This window comes from Streptomyces sp. NBC_01089, assembly GCF_045162975.1.
Taxonomy (GTDB): Bacteria; Actinomycetota; Actinomycetes; order Streptomycetales; family Streptomycetaceae; genus Streptomyces.
This window is the reverse complement of sequence record NZ_CP108660.1, coordinates 7,671,909-7,688,221: the sequence shown is the minus strand read 5'-3', so window position 1 is coordinate 7,688,221 and position 16,313 is coordinate 7,671,909. Positions and strand designations below refer to the sequence as shown.

The window sequence follows — 16,313 nt, the reverse complement described above, 5'->3', positions numbered from 1 at the left end:
AAATTGAGCAAACAAACTGTTGAGCGGGAACCGAAGGCCCGTCAGGACGACCGCCGTACGTCACAGAGAGCCGCGATGTCCGCGAGCCGCTCCACCAGTCCGCTGACCGCGGCGTTCACCTTCTCGCGCTCCGCGCGGCCGAGCCGGGCGGGCGCGGTCCAGTGCCCTCCGTGCTCCTGACGGTCCAGCACCGCCTGGGTCCGGTCGAGTTCGGCGTCCAGGGTCTTCAGCCCCGGGTATCTGCCGCTGAGCACCGGGCGCAGCCTGGACAGCACGACCCGGGTGCCGTCGAGATTGGCGCGGGCGGTCGCGAGATTGCTGCCGCTGCCGTAGTCGGTGCGGCCCGTCAGCTCGAACTGCACGGTATTCTCCAGGATTTCGTGCGCCCGCAGCCCCAGGTCGAGTGGGTCCATCCGGGCCTGCCGCCAGTCCGTTCGCAGCGCGACCACGTCCTTGACCAGCCGGTCGGCGAACGGCCGCAGGGCGGTGGCGGACTCGCCGTGCCACAGCCCGTACTCGATGCGGTGGAAACCGGTGAAGTCCTTGTCGTGGACGCCACCGGCCAGCCCTGCGGTCGTTCCGTTGATCGCCGCGTCCGCGTCGCCGAACGTGCCGTACGCGGCGCCGAGCCGCTCGTAGTCGAGGTGCGCGGTGAGCCAGGCTTTCCTGGCCCGTGCCGGGTCGTCCGCGCGGACCGCGGTGTCGAGCTGCCGCGCGGCGCCGACGAGTGAACCCATCCGGCCGGTGACCCACTTCTGGTAGCTCAGCGTGGGCGGGATCAGATCGTGCTGGCTGACGGGCACCGCGGCCGGGCCGCTGCTGCCACTCTCACCGCTACTGTCACTTTTCCCGCTACTGCCGCTGCCGTCGCCGCCGGACGGGACCCGCACGGTGGGACCGGTGACGGACGCGGCGTCGTCGGGGAAACAGCCGAACGCGTAGGAACCCGAGGCGATGGTCACCCGGAGCGCCCGGGTGGTGCCGGGCCCGAGCCCCTCCACCTCGCCGTACACAGCGCCGCTCGACGCGTCCTTCAGATACACCTCGACCGGCACGCTCGACGTGTTGTGCACATCGAAGACCTGCGTGCCGGGACGCGGGTCGTGCCAGCCCGTTCCACAACTGCCGGCCGACGCGTCGACACCGGTGTGCCGCAGACCGTCGGAGTGTCCGGCGGCGGAGTGGCCGTGACCACTCAGCAGCCCGGCGGCTCCGGCGCCCGCGAGCGCCAGTGCGGCGGCCAGCACCGCCCCGCCGGCGATCAGTACACGGCGCGAAGGTCGTACGGTCTTCCTGTCGGGCACACCGGCCTCCTGACACAGCACCACGCGGAGGAACGACATCGTAGACCGTGGAACCGGAACACCCCGTTGATAGCCTCCCCGGGTGACGATCGCAGCAGAAGCGGATGAGCCCGCGAAGGGGGAGCCCGCAGCCGGTTCCGCGCAGCCACGCCAGTTCATCGTGACGGTGTACGGCCTCTACTCCAGGACCGAGGGCGGCTGGCTCTCGGTGGCCACCCTGATCGGGCTGCTCGCGGACCTCGGCATCGAGGCCCCCGCCGTACGGTCGTCGATCTCCCGGCTGAAACGGCGGGGCCTGCTGCGGGCCGAACGCCGGAACGGCTCGGCGGGGTACGCGCTCTCCGACGAGGGCCTCTCGGTCCTGCGGGAAGGCGACCTCCGTATCTTCCGCAGGGACCGCGCCACACCGGCCGACGGATGGCTGCTCGCGGTCTTCTCCGTACCGGAGTCGGAGCGCAGCAAGCGGCATCTGATGCGGTCCCGGCTGACCCGCCTCGGCTTCGGCACGGCCTCCGCGGGGGTCTACATCGCCCCCGCGCATCTCTACGACGCCACGGCCGAGATGCTCCGCCGCCTGGAACTGGACGGCTACGCGGACCTCTTCCGGGCCGACCATCTGGCGTTCGGCCCGCTGGAGGAGAAGGTCAGGCAGTGGTGGGACCTCGACCAACTGGAGCTTCTGTACGGCGAGTTCGTCCGTAAGCACGCGGATGTACTGGACCGTCTGCCGGCCCCTTCCGACACCGGCCCCGGCCCGGCCGGGCGGGACGCGTTCGTGGACTACGTCCGTGTGCTGACCGACTGGCGTCAGCTCCCGTACCTCGACCCGGGCCTCCCGGCTGAGCTGCTCCCGGACGGCTGGGTCGGGATCCGGGCGGCCGACCTGTTCTTCACGCTCAGGTCCCGGCTGGAGGACGGTGCGCGCGCCTACGTCGCGGGAGGTCTGGGCCCGGAGGCCCGCTAACGCGCGCTCCACCCGCCGTCGAGCGAGAGCGAGGTGCCGGTGATGAACGCGGCCTGCGGCGCGCACAGGTAGGCCACGGCCTCGGCGACCTCGTCCGGCTCGACCAGCCGTTTGAGCGCCGATTCCTTCAGCAGGACCTCGCTGACCACCCGCTCACGCGGGATCCCGTGCGCGGCGGCCTGGTCGGCGATCTGCCGCTCGACCAGCGGGGTGCGCACATAGCCGGGGTTCACGCAGTTCGACGTCACACCGTGCGGGGCGCCTTCGAGCGCCGCGGTCTTGGAGAGCCCTTCGAGGCCGTGCTTGGCCGACACATACGCCGACTTGTACGCGGAGGCGCGCAGCCCGTGCACGGACGACAGGTTGACGATGCGGCCCCAGCCCTGGGCGTACATGTGCGGGAGGGCGCCCCTGATCAGCCGGAAGGGTGCTTCCAGCATCACGGTGAGGATGGTGTGGAAGACCTCGGGCGGGAAGTCCTCGATGGGCCGGACGAGCTGCAGGCCCGCGTTGTTGACGAGGACGTCCGCGCCGGCGGCGGCCCGCTCCGCTGCGTCGAGGTCGGTCAGGTCGAGCCCGTACGGTTCGACCGCGCCTGACAGCCCGGCGGCCCGGCCGGCGAGCGCCGCGAGCCCGGCCTCGTCGCGGTCGACGGCCCGCACGGTGGCACCGGCTGCGGCGAGGCGGAGCGCACAGGCGGCGCCGATGCCACCGGCGGCCCCGGTGACGAGTGCGGTACGGCCCGCCAGATCCAGGCCGAGGGGTGCGGGTGCGGAGGCAGGATGCTCGGTCATGGGGCCACAGCCTAAGGGCTGTCCCGCAATTCCTGGTGGATCAGCGTGCGGCGTCAGATGCGGTGCATCGCAAGGCGGAGGGACGTCCGCATACTGGGTGTATGTGGACGTTCCGACAACGCGGCGAGGTGCCGTAGCTGTCGTCGCGCGCCCGCCGGGAATTGCGGGACAGCCCTTAGGCGTCGAGGGCGGGATCGAAAGTGGCCGGTTCGAACCAGGTGGGGCCTTCGGCGAGGGACCGCTTGATCCGTGTCAGTGCGAAGTCGGCCAGTTCCGGCAGGGCGTCGACGGGGAACCAGCCGACGTCCAGGGACTCGTCGTCGTTGACCCGGGGCGCTCCCCCGGTGGCCCGGCAGAGCAGGCTGATGTCCATGAACTGGCAGTGGTCACCGTTCGGGTACTGGATCTTCTTCAGCGCCTGGACGAGGACCACCCGCTCGACCACGCACCGTACGGCCGTCTCCTCGTAGACCTCCCGTACGGCCGTGTCCGCGGGCTGCTCGCCCGGCTCCGGGATGCCACCGATGATCGACCACTTGCCGGTGTCGGCGCGCCGGTTGAGCAGCACCCGCCCCTCGTCGTCGAAGACGACGGCGCTCACACCGGGCAGCAGAAGCAGCTGGTGACCGGCGGTGGCCCGGATCTCGCGGATGAAGTCAGGAGTAGCCATGCCCCGACCCTAACCGGCGATCAGACGTGCTCCCTCACGGCTTTCCTTCGGCGCACCGTGCGGGTGGCCGTCCAGCCGACGCCGCCCGCCGCGAGTGCGACGAGCAGCCATTCGGGGAGCGTTCCCATCCGGGTGGCCGGGGTCTGCGACGAGCGCTTCGGGACATCCGCCACCAGGGCGTCGGCGGTGAACATCTTGGTCTTCTGCGCGATCGAACCGTCCGGCCTGATGACCGCGCTCACGCCCGTGGTGACGGGCACCATCACGGCCCTGCTGTGCTCCACGGCCCGTACCCGTGACATCGCGAGCTGCTGGTAGGTCATCTCGCTGCGGTCGAAGGTGGCGTTGTTGCTCGGCACGGAGATGATCTGCGCCCCGGCCTTCACCTGGTCCCGCACGGCCCAGTCGAACGCCGCCTCGTAACAGGTGACGGGGCCGACCCTGGTGCCCGCCATGTCGAAGTCGGCCGCCTTGTGCCCGGGTACGAAGTCCTTGCGGACCAGGTCCACGTCGGAGCTGAACAGCCGGAAGAACGACCGGTAGGGCATGTACTCGCCGAACGGCTGCAGCTGACGCTTGTTGTACGTGTCGACGGGGCCCTTCTTGGGGTCCCAGAGGATCTGCTGGTTGAGCGGCGACCCCGCGCCGTTGTCCGGGGTGACGACGGCGCCGACCGAGAGGGGCGCCTTGATCGCCTTGGCCGCCTCGTCGATCTCGTCGTAGGCGTCCGCGTTGAGGTACGGATCGATGTCCGACGAGTTCTCCGGCCACAGCACCAGGTCCGGCTGCTTGGCCCGGCCCGCCTTCACATCGGCGGCCAGCTTCAGCGTCTCCTTCACATGGTGGTCGAGGACCGCGCGGCGCTGCGTGGCGAAGTCGAGTCCCATCCGGGGAACGTTCCCCTGGATGAGGGCGACGGTGGCCGTGCCGTCCTGGGCGCTGTTGCTGACCAGCGGGAGCGCGGCGAATCCGGCCGCGACGGGGGCTACGGCGAGAACGGCGGCGGTGAGGATCCTGCGGTCCGCGAAGCGCCGCAGCGCGGCCCGGCGGCGTACCAGCTCGCCCAGGCCGAAGCCGCACAGGACGACGGCGAAGCCGAGCAGCGGTGTCCCGCCGACAGCGGCCAGCGGCAGGAAGACACCCTCGGGCTGCCCGAAGGCCACCTTGCCCCAGGGGAAACCACCGAAAGGCACCCGGGCCCGGGCCGCTTCGACCGCGATCCACACCGCGGCGCCCCACAGCGGCCCGAGCGGCAGGCGTGAGACATAGGCGATCCCCGCGCCCGCGACAGCGATGAAGAGCGCTTCGACGGCTGCCAGGCCCAGCCAGGGGCCGGGGCCGACCTCGACGCCCGTCCAGACCAGCAGCGGCAGCAGATATCCCAGGCCCGCCAGATAGCCGAGGCCGAGTCCGGCCCGGGCCCGGCGGCCGTACAGAGCGAGCCCCAGTACGGCGAAGGCGACGGGTGCCAGCCACCACAGGGGCCGCGGCGGGAAGCTGGCGTACAGCAGCAGGCCGGACGCGGCCGCGGCGGCGGGCCGCAGGAGACGGCGGGCCAGCCGCCGTACACGCGTCTCTTCGACGGGCGGCGGGGCGAGCCGCTCGGACTCGTCCGTGGGTGTGGTGGGGGCGCTCACCAGGCGGAGTCTACGGTGGCGGGCTGTGCGTCCGGCAAGCGCGGCCCGCGGGCCCGGTCAGCCCGGCGAGAGCCGCAGCCGGTCGCGGATGATGCGGACGGCCGCCTCCGCGTCGTCGACGGTCACGGTGAAGCTCCGGCCGTCCCACAGGGTCAGGACCAGGCCCTCCCCGCGGCGCACCACCACGGCGGTGCCCTTCTCGGGGCGCCACCGGTACCCCCAGCCGCCCCACTGGCGCGGGGTCACGGCCGGATCGAAGTCGGCGCCCACCACATGGTCGAGCAGGATGCGGCGGCGCGGCAGCCCGATGTAGCCGCAGCGCACCTCGAAGGTGTGGTCGTCGACCTTCACCGCGACATGGACGAAGGCGAGCGTGCCGTAGAGCATCAGCAGGCCGACCAGCACACAGCCGATCACGGCCATCAGCAGGGGCGCGCCGTCCGCTGTCCAGGCGGAACTCACAGCCAGTTCGATCCCGAGCGCCAGGCACGCGGCCCCGGCGAACGAGAGCAGCCACTGCACGTGGTTGGTCGCCTGGCCGGTCCAGACCCGGGAGCCGGGCTCGCTGTGGTCCCTCATGCGTAGCAGCCTACCCACCTTCCGCGAGGGCGGCGGTGGTCCGGCGGAGGGCGCGAGGCTCAGAGCGCGGGGCTGACGGCCTGGAGCAGGCGCCCTTCCAGATAGGTGAGCGCCGCGGTGGGGAGGGGCGCCTCCTGTCCGCCGAGGAGCACCGTCAGCCGGGTGCCCGGGGTGCCGCCGGACGTGGGCACGGCCCCGATCCGGCGCAGCGCCTGGGCGGCCACGGCCCCCGCCGAGCCGTACAGCTCGGCGCCGGGGCTGCCGTGCCGCCGGACGGCGTCGGCGATCCGCTCACCGACCAGTTCGTAATGGGTGCAGCCAAGGACGACGGCCCTTACGCCGGACGGGGTGAGCGCGGCCGCCGCGGCCACGGCCCGGTCGATCGCCGCCTCGTCGGCGTACTCGATGGCGTCCGCGAGGCCGGGACAGGGCACTTCGGTGACGTCGGCGCCGGCGGCGAACTCACGGATCAGTGCGCGCTGGTAGTCGCTGCCGGTGGTCGCCGGGGTCGCCCAGATGGCGACGGATCCCCCGCCGACGGCGGCGGGCTTGATGGCGGGCACCGTGCCGATGACCGGGACGTCCGGTTCGAGCGCGGCACGGATGGCCGGCAGGGCGTGGACCGATGCGGTGTTGCAGGCGACGATCAGGGCGTCCGGCCGGTGTGCGGCGGCCGCGCGTGCGACCGCCAGGGCGCGGGCGGTGACGTCGTGCGGCGCGCGTGGGCCCCACGGCATGCTGCCGGGGTCACTGGAGAGCACCAGATCGGCGTCGGGCCGCTGACGGCGTACAGCGGCGGCCGCCGCGAGGAGGCCGATTCCGGAGTCCATGAGCGCGATCTTCACTCGGTCACCCTAGTCGACAGCTCGTCCGGACCGGCCCCGGTGGGGCAGACTTCGGCGGATGAGCGCCATTGCCTGGATCGCCGTGTGTTCGCTGGCCGTGTGGATGTGGCTGCTGCTGGGGCAGGGTCTGTTCTGGCGGACCGACCAGCGGCTGCCACCGCGCACCGCCCCCGCCGTCTGGCCGTCCGTGGCGGTGATCGTGCCCGCCAGGGACGAGGCCGCGGTCCTGCCGCTGAGCCTTCCTTCGCTGCTGGCCCAGGAGTACCCGGGCGAGGCCGAGATCTTCCTGGTCGACGACGGAAGCTCCGACGGGACCGGAGAGCTGGCCGCCGGTCTGGCCGCACGGCACGGCGGGCTCCCGCTGACCGTCGTCTCCCCCGGTGAGCCCGAGCCCGGCTGGACGGGGAAGCTGTGGGCGCTGCGCCACGGGATCGCTCTCGCGCGTGCCGGGGATCCGGAGTATCTGCTGCTGACGGACGCCGATATCGCCCATGCGCCGGACAGCCTGCGCGAGTTGGTGTCCGCCGCAGGTTCGGCGCGGCTCGATCTGGTGTCCCAGATGGCCCGGCTGCGCGTCGAGAGTTTCTGGGAGCGGCAGGTCGTCCCCGCTTTCGTGTACTTCTTCGCCCAGCTGTATCCGTTCCGGTGGATCAACAGGCCGGGGGGCCGTACGGCGGCCGCGGCCGGGGGCTGTGTGCTGCTGCGGACCGAGGCGGCGGAGCGTGCCGGGGTCCCGGAGTCCATCAGGCAGGCGGTCATCGACGATGTGTCGCTGGCCGGGGTGGTGCGGCGCAGCGGCGGCCGTATCTGGCTGGGGCTCGCCGATCGGGTGGACAGTGTGCGCCCGTACCCGGGGCTCGGCGATCTATGGCGGATGGTCTCGCGCAGCGCGTACGCCCAGCTCAGGCACAGCCTTCTGCTGCTCACCGGCACGGTGCTCGGTCTCGCGCTGGTCTATCTCGCGCCGCCGCTCACGCTGGTCGCCGCTCTGCTGCTGGGTGACGCCCCCGCCGCGTGGGCGGGCGGGCTCGCCTGGCTGGTGATGGCGGGGACCTATCTGCCGATGCTGCGCTACTACCGCCTGTCGCCGTTGCTCGCGCCGGCCCTGCCGTTCACCGCGCTGCTGTATCTGGTGATGACGGTCGACTCCGCGGTGCAGCACTACCGCGGGCGTGGCGCCGCCTGGAAGGGGCGGACCTACGCCAAACCGGAAGCGCGACCGGACCGGGGCGCCGCCTCCCCCGCGGCGACCGGGACCGGGCCCGAGGTCCCGCCCGGGGCCGCGCAGGACCTCTGAGCGTGGCCCCGGGCCCTGCCGTCGGCCTTTCGTGGCCGACGGCAGGGCCTGGTACCGCGGCTGCTCACTTCCTGCCGGGCGTCCAGTTCATGCCCCAGCCGTACGTCTGGTCGACGGTGCGCTGCGGGCTGACGCCGCGGTCGGGCACCAGATAGCGGGCCTCGCGCTGGACGACGAGGTCCCCGGCGTTGTTGGTGATGAGGGCGAGCGCGCAGACCGTTGACGGCACGGTGCATTCGTCGAGCGAGAAGTCGACGGCCGCGCCGTGCTGCGGCTGGAGCGTGACCGTGGCATGCAGATCGGCGAAGCTCTTCGCCCCTTCGTAGATCGTCACGAAGATGAGAACCCGTCTGATGCTGTTCTTCTGGTCGAGGTTGATGGTGAGGTTCTCGCCCGCCGAGACGGAGCCGGTGCGGTCGTCGCCGTCGAGGTGGATGTACGGCGGCCTGCTCAGCGACCCGAACGCGTTGCCCAGGGCCTGGACGACGCCCTTGCGGCCGTCGGTCAGTTCGTAGAGCGCGCACAGGTCGAGGTCGATACCGGAGTTCATGGCGACGGCCTTGCCGAGCTTGGCCGCCCAGCCCTTGGGCTGCTGCTGCCGGGTCTCCCAGTTGAGGTTGACCCGCATGGACCCCGATGTCCCGCCCTGCTTGGTGAGGGAGACGGCGGGCGCTTCCTTCGTCAGGGTGACCTTGCTCAGCCGTACGGGGGCGGGCGGTGCGGGCGGTTCTGCGGGCGGCGGGGCGGGGGCGCTGTACGGAGCGGCGGGAGGCGGTGACGGGGCCGCCGGCGGGACGGGTGGTGCGGCGGCCGGAGCCGCCGGGGTCTGCGGGGCGGACCGCTGGGCGTCGTCCACGCTGATCCCGAAGTCCGTGGCCAGCCCTTCGAGGCCGCTGCCGTACCCCTGACCGACCGCGCGGAACTTCCAGGCGCCCTGCCGCCGGTAGAGCTCACCGAGGAGGAAGGCCGTCTCCACCGTGGCGTCCTGGCTGTCGAACCGGGCGATCTCGGTACCGTCCGCCGCGTCGAGCACCCGGATGTGGAGACCGGGCACCTGGCCGAAGGTGCCCCCATCGGCCGATGCCGCCAGGACCACCCGCTCGATGGCGGGCTCCACCAGCGCGAGGTCGACCGCGAGCGTGTCGGTCGCGGTGTCCGATGTGGTCGTCTTCCCCTCGTGGCGGACCGCTCCGGACGCGTGCTGCGGCTGGTTGTAAAAGACGAAGTCGGCGTCCGTGCGCACCTTTCCCGATGCCAGCAACAGGGCCGAGGCATCGACATCGGGCACCCCAGGACCTGGCCGCCATCCCAATTCGACCCGCACGGCCTGAGCCGACACCGGAACATTGGTTCCCTTAAGCATTGACATGCTCGCCCCCAACTGGCGTCGTGAAGCCGTAGATTTCCGTACGGCCAACCTAATCCCAGCCGCCGTGGAGTGCTCCTGAGGAGCGCAGGAAGATCGTTGCGCCATCTGGCGGCAACCCGCCGGTAACCGGCCCGCGAGCAGGCCACTACCTGATCAGAGTCGGCCCTGACGACCGTTTTTGGCAAGTTCGCTCGCATTGGGGATCCACAGTCACCCGGAACGCGCAAAACAACCCTCTTATCGGGCTCCCCAATCAGCACATCGTGGGCTTAACTTATGTGCCATGACGTCCCCCCGTGCGACCTACGGTGGCGGTTACTACTCCGCGCCGTCCTTCCCGGACACCCCTATCTACGATTCTCTTGTCGCAGAGCGGGGCACCCCTCAGATCGCTCCGATCCGAGTCCCCTCGGCTTACGACACCGGCAACAGCTACTTGCCGGCGCTGCCATCGGCCCTGCCCGCGCTGCCGGCCGGCCCTTCGCAGCAGGGGCAGTCCTACGGCTATCCGCAGCCCATGGCGCACCCCGCGCCGATGCAGCAGCACGCGCCGACGCCGTACATCCCTCCGCAGGCCACCGGGGGGCGCGGCTACCCGGGACCGCAGCAGCAGCCGCAGCGGCCCGCAGGCGCCGGTTACGAGGCGATGCGGCCCGCGGCTCAGCGGCCGGCGCCCTCGCCGTACGAGGATCCGTACAACCGCCCCTACCAGGGCCGGGGATACTGACCGTCCTTCCTGCACCACAGAACCGGACGGCAGGACGGCTCCCCTGGCGCCACCGGTGCACGCGGTTCTGCACAGGATCCACATCCGTCCGGCCAGGTCCCTCACGGGGTGTGCGCCGGGTCCGGCCGCGGCCGGGCCCCGGGACCTGCCGGAGAGCGGTGGTGGACGCGCGCAGGCGTGGCCGTCCGTGAGCAAGGCGATCAGGCCGTTGCCCAACAGCGGTGCCCACGGTTCGCGTTGGCGGCCGGTGTGCATCCTCGTACGGGACCCCCCTATCTTTCCCAGGGAACTCACAGATACGGCAGGCGCGTTGTACTTGCGTGAGATTGCTCTCGCTGCGCCCGGCCGCAGGCAGGCCGTGCCCAGTGAGGTCAGGACGGATACGGAAGGGGGTGCGGGACGTGCGAGCAGCAGCCGGGGTGTGGCGTTGGCGGCACAATCCCCTGCGCCGTGGGACCGATCTCGCCGAGGCGTGGGTGGCGCTCGTCGCGGTGCTGCTCATCGCTGTCGCGGCGCCGCTCGTGGGATGGCTCTGCGGCTCTCTCACCGGCAGCGCCCTCCAGGACGCCGCCCGGATCCAGCGCAGACACCGGCATACGACCACGGCGACGGTGGTGCGCCCCCTGCCGGAGCCATCGGTGGTGCCCGCCAACCCGGACGGGATCTCGGACGCCCTGCCCCGCGGCCGGGCCGCCGCCGTATGGACCGGGGTGGACGGCAGCCGGCACAGCGGCGCGCTCTCCACGTTCAAGGCCGACAATCGCCCCGGTGACCGCCTGCGCGTCTGGACCGACGACAGCGGGCACCTCGTCAACAGACCCATGAAACCGCGTACGGTGCGGGCCCGCGCGGTGCTCGCGGGGTTCGGCTCGGCCGCGGCGACGGCGGGGCTCATCGTCGCCGGGCGCCGTCTCGTCGTATGGCGGCTGATACAGCGGCGGTACGTGAGACTCGACCGCGCCTGGAGCGAAGCCGGTCCCGACTGGGGACGCACGGGCACCGGCAGCTGAGACCGCCTCTCGCGTCAACTCCCGCGTCCAGCGCGCGCTACGGTGGGGCCACATCCGTCGGGCACACGAGGTGGGGGCACAACAGCGCCATGGCACAGGGCACGGTCCAGGTGACGTACACCGGAACATCCAGGTGGCGGCGCCGCACAGGCGAGTACATCTCCCTCTCCGCAGCCCTGGAGGCCGCAGGTGACGGTGACGTCCTCACGGTCGCTCCCGGCACGTACCGCGAGAATCTCGTCGTCCAGCACGCGATCACCCTGCGGGGCACGGACGGAGCGGTCGGCTCGGTGCGGATCGCCCCCGCCGACGGCATCCCGCTCACCGTGCGAGCGTCCGCGGTCGTCCAGGACCTCCAGGTCGAGGGGCAGGATTCGTCCGCGCCCGCGCTGCTCGTCGAGGAGGGCACCCCGGAGCTGCTGGATCTGCGGATCGTCACCCGCTCCGCCGTCGGCATCGAGGTGCGCGGGGCGGCCAGGCCGACCGTGCGCCGCTGCACGGTCGACAATCCGGCGGGCGTCGGAATCGGTGTACTGGACGGCGCGGGCGGGGTGTTCGAGGAGTGCGAGGTGGTCGCGGCCGGCCAGTCGGGCATCTCGGTGCACGGCGGGGCGCATCCCAGGATCGAGCGCTGCCGGGTCCATCACGCGTCCGGGGCCGGGCTGAGCGTCTCCGGCGACGGCAGCGGCCTGGAGGCGTTCGGCTGCGAGATCTACGAGGTCAAGGGCACGGGTGTGCAGATCGCCGCGCGCGCATCGGCCCACCTCACGGACTGCACCGTCCACCGCACGTCGGCCGACGGTGTCACGCTGGACACGGACGCGGTGCTGACACTGTCGGACTGCGACATCCATGACATCCCGGAGAACGCGGTCGACCTCAGGTCCCGTTCGGTGCTCACGCTGACCCGCTCGACCGTCCGGCGCTTCGGGCGCAACGGCCTCTCGGTGTGGGACCCGGGCACCCGGGTGGACGCCAACCAGTGCGAGATCCACGACAGTACGGGCGACTACCCGGCCGTCTGGGTCAGCGACGGGGCGACGGTGGTGCTGGACTCCTGCCGGGTGCACGACGTACCGGACGCGATCTTCGTACTGGACCGCGGTTCGCGCGCCGACGTGGTCGACAGCGATCTCGCCCAGGTGCGGAACACCGCGGTCTCGGTGAGCGACGGCGCCACGGCGCAGCTGGACGACTGCCGTATCCGGGAGGCGTCCACCGGCGCCTGGTTCCGCGACCACGGCAGCGGCGGCACGCTCAGCGGCTGCACCATCGACGGCGCGCAGACCGGAGTGATCGTCACCAAGGGCGCCGATCCGAGGATCGAGCGCTGCACGGTGACCTCACCGGCCGAGGCCGGCTTCTATGTGTCGGCCGAGGGACGCGGCACGTTCCACAACTGCCGGGTGACGGGCAGCGGCGGTTACGGCTTCCATGTCATAGACGGCTGCCGCACGACCCTGACCCGCTGCAGGACCGAGCGGTGTGCGCGCAGCGGTTACGAGTTCGCCGACGGCACCCTCGGTGAGGGCGGCGCCGGCGGTCCCGTGGTCGAGGACTGCACCAGCGACGAGAGCGGCCTGCTGACCGGCCCGAGCGGGGCTCCCGCCGTGGCGGCTCCAGCGGTGGCGACCGCGACGCAGACGGCCGGTCTGCTCGGCGGGCTGCCCGCACCGCGGCCGGCCACGGCCGCCGATCCGTCGGCCGCCGCCCCGTCGCCCGTGGACGCGCCCATACGCTCCTCGGTGGACGTCCTGGGCGAACTCGACACCCTGGTGGGCCTGGAGAGCGTCAAGCGCGAGGTGCGCGCCCTCACCGACATGATCGAGATCGGCAGGCGGCGCGCCGCCGCCGGGCTCAAGGCCGCGTCCGCCCGCCGCCATCTGGTCTTCACGGGCTCCCCCGGCACGGGCAAGACCACGGTGGCCCGGCTGTACGGCGAGATCCTCGCCTCGCTCGGAGTGCTGGAGCGCGGGCATCTCGTCGAGGTCTCCCGGGTGGACCTGGTGGGCGAGCACATCGGCTCGACGGCCATCCGCACCCAGGAGGCGTTCGACCGGGCCAGGGGCGGGGTGCTCTTCATCGACGAGGCGTATGCCCTCTCCCCGGAGGACTCGGGGCGGGACTTCGGCAAGGAAGCCATCGACACCCTGGTCAAGCTGATGGAGGACCACCGGGACGCGGTGGTCGTGATCGTCGCCGGGTACACCGCCGAGATGGAGCGTTTCCTGGGGGTCAACCCCGGTGTGGCGTCCCGTTTCTCCCGCACCATCACCTTCGGCGACTACTCCCCCGACGAGCTGCTGCGGATTGTCGAGCAGCAGGCGGACGAGCACGAGTACCGGCTCGGCGACGGTGCGCCGGAAGCCCTCGTGAAGTACTTCACGGTGCTGCCCAAGGGCCCCGCCTTCGGCAATGGCAGGACCGCCCGGCAGACGTTCGAGTCCATGGTGGAGCGGCACGCCGGCCGGGTGGCCCAGTTCGCCGAGATGTCGACCGACGATCTCAGTCTGCTGTTTCCGGAGGATCTGCCCGAACTGCCCTGACCCGCCCGGACGCGGAGTCTTCCGCACCGGGCCCGGCCGGGACCCGGTGCGGTGTCTGCCGCGGCACCGTCGCCGCCAGCCGGTCGAGCAGTGCCGTGCGCTCCTCGGCGAAGGCCGGGTCGGCCTGGTAGTCGGAGTGGCCCAGGACCGGGTCGGGCAGCGGGTGTTCGCGGGTTCTGCCGTAGGCCACCGGGTCGAGCAGCGGCCCCCGGTCGACGTCGCCGCCGCGCATCACCCAGCCCCCGATGGGGTCGGTGGCCCGCCACAGATTGCGCCAGCAGGGCACTTCGCCGTGCAGCCCGGCCAGGCAGTCGGGCCCGAAGTACGCGGGGAACCACCGCCCGTACAGCCGCTCCAGGGGTGAACCGTAGGTGAGCAGGGCGACCCTGCGGCGGGTACGAGCGGGCAGCTGCCAGACCGCGGCAGCCGCCAGCACGCTGCCCTGCGAGTGACCGGAGATGACGAGCCTGCCGCCGGTGAGGTCGGTCCAGGTGAACATGCGCCAGGTCAGGTCGGGAACCGCCCGCTCCGCGTAGCAGGGCGGTGCGAAGGGGTGCGCGGCGCGCGGCCAGAACGTACCGACGTCCCAGAGGATCCCCACGCTGCGCCGGGCCGACGCGTCGCGGTAGGCGCGCCTGCCCAGCGCGACGAACAGTATGAAGCCGAGACCCACCAGCCAGGACCCGGCCGCCTGTACGGCGTCGGCGGCGGACGCGATGAAGCCGGGCGCCGTATCGGCGGCCCGCCCCGGCACCTCGTCGCTGAGCCAGGACCCGACGAGCGCGCCCCCGCCGAGCAGCAGTGTGGCGGCCGAGACGATTCCGACGAACGGCGGTGCGGCGTCGGTGAGCTGGGCCCGGGCGCGGACCCCGGCGATCTGCCGGGTGCGCACCGTGTCCGGCTTCTCCCCCGGATAGTCCGTCATGAGGGTCCGTGCGATCCGGTGTGCGCGGCGCACGGTGCGCAGAGCGTAGTACGCGACCGGGAGCAGCAGCAGGAACAGCAGGACCGGGATGACGGACGCCTGCCAGCTGAGCAGCACCGGCGGTCCCGTGATGGAGCTGGTCCTGCCCATACCGGGGGTGCCGGGCCCGTCCAGCCAGTCGGCCACGCGCTGGGCGACCCCGCCGGTCATCACTCCGCCGAGCGCGCAGGCCAGCAGGGCGACGGCGGGCCCGCCGAGTCCGCGCAGCGCGGTACGGGTGTGGGGCGCCCGGCGGTACATCGCCATGGCGACGGCGGCCAGCACCACGACGAGGGCGAGCTGGGCGAGGGTCAGGATGCCGAAGGCGCGGTCCCCCGGGAGCGTGCCGCCCGACCGCCAGCCGGGCCTCGACCAGGCGGCGTAGACGGCGGAGAGCGCGAGGAGCGTGAGTGCGCCGCCCGGCAGCAGGGTGACGACGGCCCGGTCCAGCTCTTCGTCGAGCCGGGTCTCGGTGCGGCCTCTGCGGCAGACCACCCAGACGACAACTGCGGCCACCACAAGGAGCGTTCCCTGAAGGAGCCAGCCGATGGCCTCCAGGAGTGTCGCGGACGAGCGGCGGTCGAAGGCGGCGGTCGCGAGGGTGAGCGCGGCGGCGACGGTGAGGAATCCGGCGGCGGTGTGCGCGGCGCGCAGCCGGGCGACCAGCCTGCGCCCGTACCAGAATCCCGGCCTGCCGAGCGCGGGGCGGCCGCCCTCCCCGGCCTCGATGTCCCCGGCCTCGATGTCGCCTGCGTCGGTGTCCCCGGTCTCCCCCGGCTCTCCGGCGGCCGCCGCTCGGGCGTCGTCGCCCAGCGGCTGCTGTGACTCGTACGCACTCCAGGTGCGGTTGGAGAGGTACCAGAGCAGCGCGGTCAGCGCCGTGGGGACGAGCGCGGCGGCGGCCAGCCGCCGGCCGGGCTGTGCCCACCAGCCACCGTGTGCGGCGGCCAGGAACCCGAGCCAGGACTTCCCGTCGGAGCAGCCGGGCGATCCGGCGCACTGCCAGGCCGTCAGGTCGAGAGCCACCTCGCAGGCCGCCGCAACGAGCAGCACGGTGAGGCTGAGCGCGACGAGCCGCACCAGCACGCCGTACAGCCGGACCGTCCGTGCTCCGCCGCGGCCGGACGGCAGCATCCAGTGGGCGAGGTTGACCACCATGAAGGGGAGCAGCAGCAGCCACAGGGCGCGGGCGCTGTTGCCCGATGTGAGGTTGGACCAGACGTATGCCTCGGGGACGGGGCTCTCCCGGGTGTCCTGCGGGTGGGCCTCGGCGTCGGTGTCGTCGGCGCGGCGGTAGACGGCCGCCGTCTCGTCACCGGTGATCCGGACGGTGCGCGCGTCACCGAGCATCTCCTGCGGGGTGGCTCCGCCGACGCCGTGAACGAGGAGTTCGAGGGCGGGGCCGCCGCTCTCACCGGGGGACGGGGGTGGGGACACTGCGGTGGCTCGCTCTCGTGGAGGGGACGGTCGGCGGTGCCGGTCCAGAATCCTGGACGGTCGCGGCCCGCCGCACGGCTCTCACTGAATCTCCCCCCGGAAGAGGTGCGGCAACCAGTGGCGCGGCGGGGAACTGTGCGTGCGAGGATGAGGGATCCCCGGTGGCCAGG

13 protein-coding genes are annotated in these 16,313 nt (G+C 72.3%); 5 read left to right on the top strand and 8 right to left on the bottom strand.

The window, feature by feature from the left end; translation table 11 throughout:
• Positions 1 to 41: 41 nt before the first annotated feature.
• Positions 42 to 1,304, bottom strand: coding sequence for an EfeM/EfeO family lipoprotein (locus OG510_RS34615; RefSeq protein WP_406141970.1), 1,263 nt, complete (start codon positions 1,302 to 1,304; stop codon positions 42 to 44).
• Between the two features lie 88 nt (positions 1,305 to 1,392).
• On the opposite strand from OG510_RS34615, the gene OG510_RS34610 reads away from it, so the two are divergent.
• Complete coding sequence (locus tag OG510_RS34610) at positions 1,393 to 2,268, top strand: PaaX family transcriptional regulator C-terminal domain-containing protein (RefSeq protein ID WP_406142705.1); 876 nt, start codon at positions 1,393 to 1,395, stop codon at positions 2,266 to 2,268.
• On the opposite strand, the gene OG510_RS34605 is transcribed toward OG510_RS34610, so the two are convergent.
• The 5 genes from OG510_RS34605 to OG510_RS34585 all read right to left on the bottom strand — a co-directional run bounded on the left by OG510_RS34605 (position 2,265) and on the right by OG510_RS34585 (position 6,793).
• Positions 2,265 to 3,062 carry a 3-hydroxybutyrate dehydrogenase gene (locus OG510_RS34605; protein ID WP_406141969.1) on the bottom strand — a complete coding sequence of 266 codons (798 nt, stop codon included), beginning with the start codon at positions 3,060 to 3,062 and terminating at the stop codon, positions 2,265 to 2,267. The genes OG510_RS34610 and OG510_RS34605 overlap by 4 nt on opposite strands.
• Positions 3,063 to 3,237: 175 nt before the next feature.
• The gene (locus OG510_RS34600) at positions 3,238 to 3,732 is read right to left on the bottom strand and encodes an NUDIX hydrolase (protein ID WP_406141968.1); all 495 of its coding nucleotides are present in this window, start codon (positions 3,730 to 3,732) and stop codon (positions 3,238 to 3,240) included.
• Positions 3,733 to 3,752: 20 nt separating this feature from the next.
• Entirely contained in the window at positions 3,753 to 5,369 is a 1,617-nt protein-coding gene (gene lnt, locus OG510_RS34595; protein ID WP_406141967.1) for an apolipoprotein N-acyltransferase, read from the bottom strand.
• Between the two features lie 57 nt (positions 5,370 to 5,426).
• Positions 5,427 to 5,948 (bottom strand): hypothetical protein, encoded by a 522-nt coding sequence (locus OG510_RS34590; protein ID WP_406141966.1) that lies wholly within the window; start codon positions 5,946 to 5,948, stop codon positions 5,427 to 5,429.
• A 59-nt stretch (positions 5,949 to 6,007) separates the two neighbouring features.
• The gene (locus tag OG510_RS34585; RefSeq protein WP_406141965.1) at positions 6,008 to 6,793 is read right to left on the bottom strand and encodes a glutamate racemase; all 786 of its coding nucleotides are present in this window, start codon (positions 6,791 to 6,793) and stop codon (positions 6,008 to 6,010) included.
• Positions 6,794 to 6,851: 58 nt separating this feature from the next.
• Between OG510_RS34585 and OG510_RS34580 the strand changes: the two genes are divergently transcribed.
• Positions 6,852 to 8,090, top strand: coding sequence for a glycosyltransferase (locus OG510_RS34580; RefSeq protein ID WP_406141964.1), 1,239 nt, complete (start codon positions 6,852 to 6,854; stop codon positions 8,088 to 8,090).
• 64 nt (positions 8,091 to 8,154) lie between these two features.
• Here the strand turns inward: OG510_RS34580 and OG510_RS34575 are convergent, their stop codons facing one another.
• Positions 8,155 to 9,459 carry a TerD family protein gene (locus tag OG510_RS34575; RefSeq protein ID WP_406141963.1) on the bottom strand — a complete coding sequence of 435 codons (1,305 nt, stop codon included), beginning with the start codon at positions 9,457 to 9,459 and terminating at the stop codon, positions 8,155 to 8,157.
• 283 nt (positions 9,460 to 9,742) lie between these two features.
• On the opposite strand from OG510_RS34575, the gene OG510_RS34570 reads away from it, so the two are divergent.
• From OG510_RS34570 to OG510_RS34560, 3 genes are all read left to right on the top strand, one after another.
• A complete protein-coding gene (locus OG510_RS34570) occupies positions 9,743 to 10,186 on the top strand; it encodes a DUF6643 family protein (RefSeq protein ID WP_406141962.1) in 444 nt (147 codons plus the stop codon).
• A gap of 401 nt (positions 10,187 to 10,587) precedes the next feature.
• A complete protein-coding gene (locus OG510_RS34565) occupies positions 10,588 to 11,196 on the top strand; it encodes a hypothetical protein (protein ID WP_406141961.1) in 609 nt (202 codons plus the stop codon).
• An 89-nt stretch (positions 11,197 to 11,285) separates the two neighbouring features.
• Positions 11,286 to 13,742: a right-handed parallel beta-helix repeat-containing protein gene (locus tag OG510_RS34560; RefSeq protein ID WP_406141960.1), complete on the top strand. Its 2,457-nt coding sequence runs from the start codon at positions 11,286 to 11,288 to the stop codon at positions 13,740 to 13,742.
• Here OG510_RS34560 and OG510_RS34555 read toward each other — a convergent pair.
• On the bottom strand, positions 13,702 to 16,143 hold the full coding sequence (locus OG510_RS34555; protein WP_406141959.1) for a hypothetical protein: 2,442 nt from the start codon (positions 16,141 to 16,143) through the stop codon (positions 13,702 to 13,704). The genes OG510_RS34560 and OG510_RS34555 overlap by 41 nt on opposite strands.
• Between the last annotated feature and the right edge of the window lie 170 nt (positions 16,144 to 16,313).

What these genes read in the sequence shown, in the direction of transcription:
- OG510_RS34590 (WP_406141966.1), bottom strand. Translation starts at nt 5,948, where the DNA reads ATGAGGGACCACAGCGAGCCCGGCTCCCGGGTCTGGACCGGCCAGGCG.
- OG510_RS34560 (WP_406141960.1), top strand. Translation starts at nt 11,286, where the DNA reads ATGGCACAGGGCACGGTCCAGGTGACGTACACCGGAACATCCAGGTGG.
- OG510_RS34600 (WP_406141968.1), bottom strand. Translation starts at nt 3,732, where the DNA reads ATGGCTACTCCTGACTTCATCCGCGAGATCCGGGCCACCGCCGGTCAC.
- OG510_RS34605 (WP_406141969.1), bottom strand. Translation starts at nt 3,062, where the DNA reads ATGACCGAGCATCCTGCCTCCGCACCCGCACCCCTCGGCCTGGATCTG.
- OG510_RS34570 (WP_406141962.1), top strand. Translation starts at nt 9,743, where the DNA reads ATGACGTCCCCCCGTGCGACCTACGGTGGCGGTTACTACTCCGCGCCG.
- OG510_RS34575 (WP_406141963.1), bottom strand. Translation starts at nt 9,459, where the DNA reads ATGTCAATGCTTAAGGGAACCAATGTTCCGGTGTCGGCTCAGGCCGTG.
- OG510_RS34580 (WP_406141964.1), top strand. Translation starts at nt 6,852, where the DNA reads ATGAGCGCCATTGCCTGGATCGCCGTGTGTTCGCTGGCCGTGTGGATG.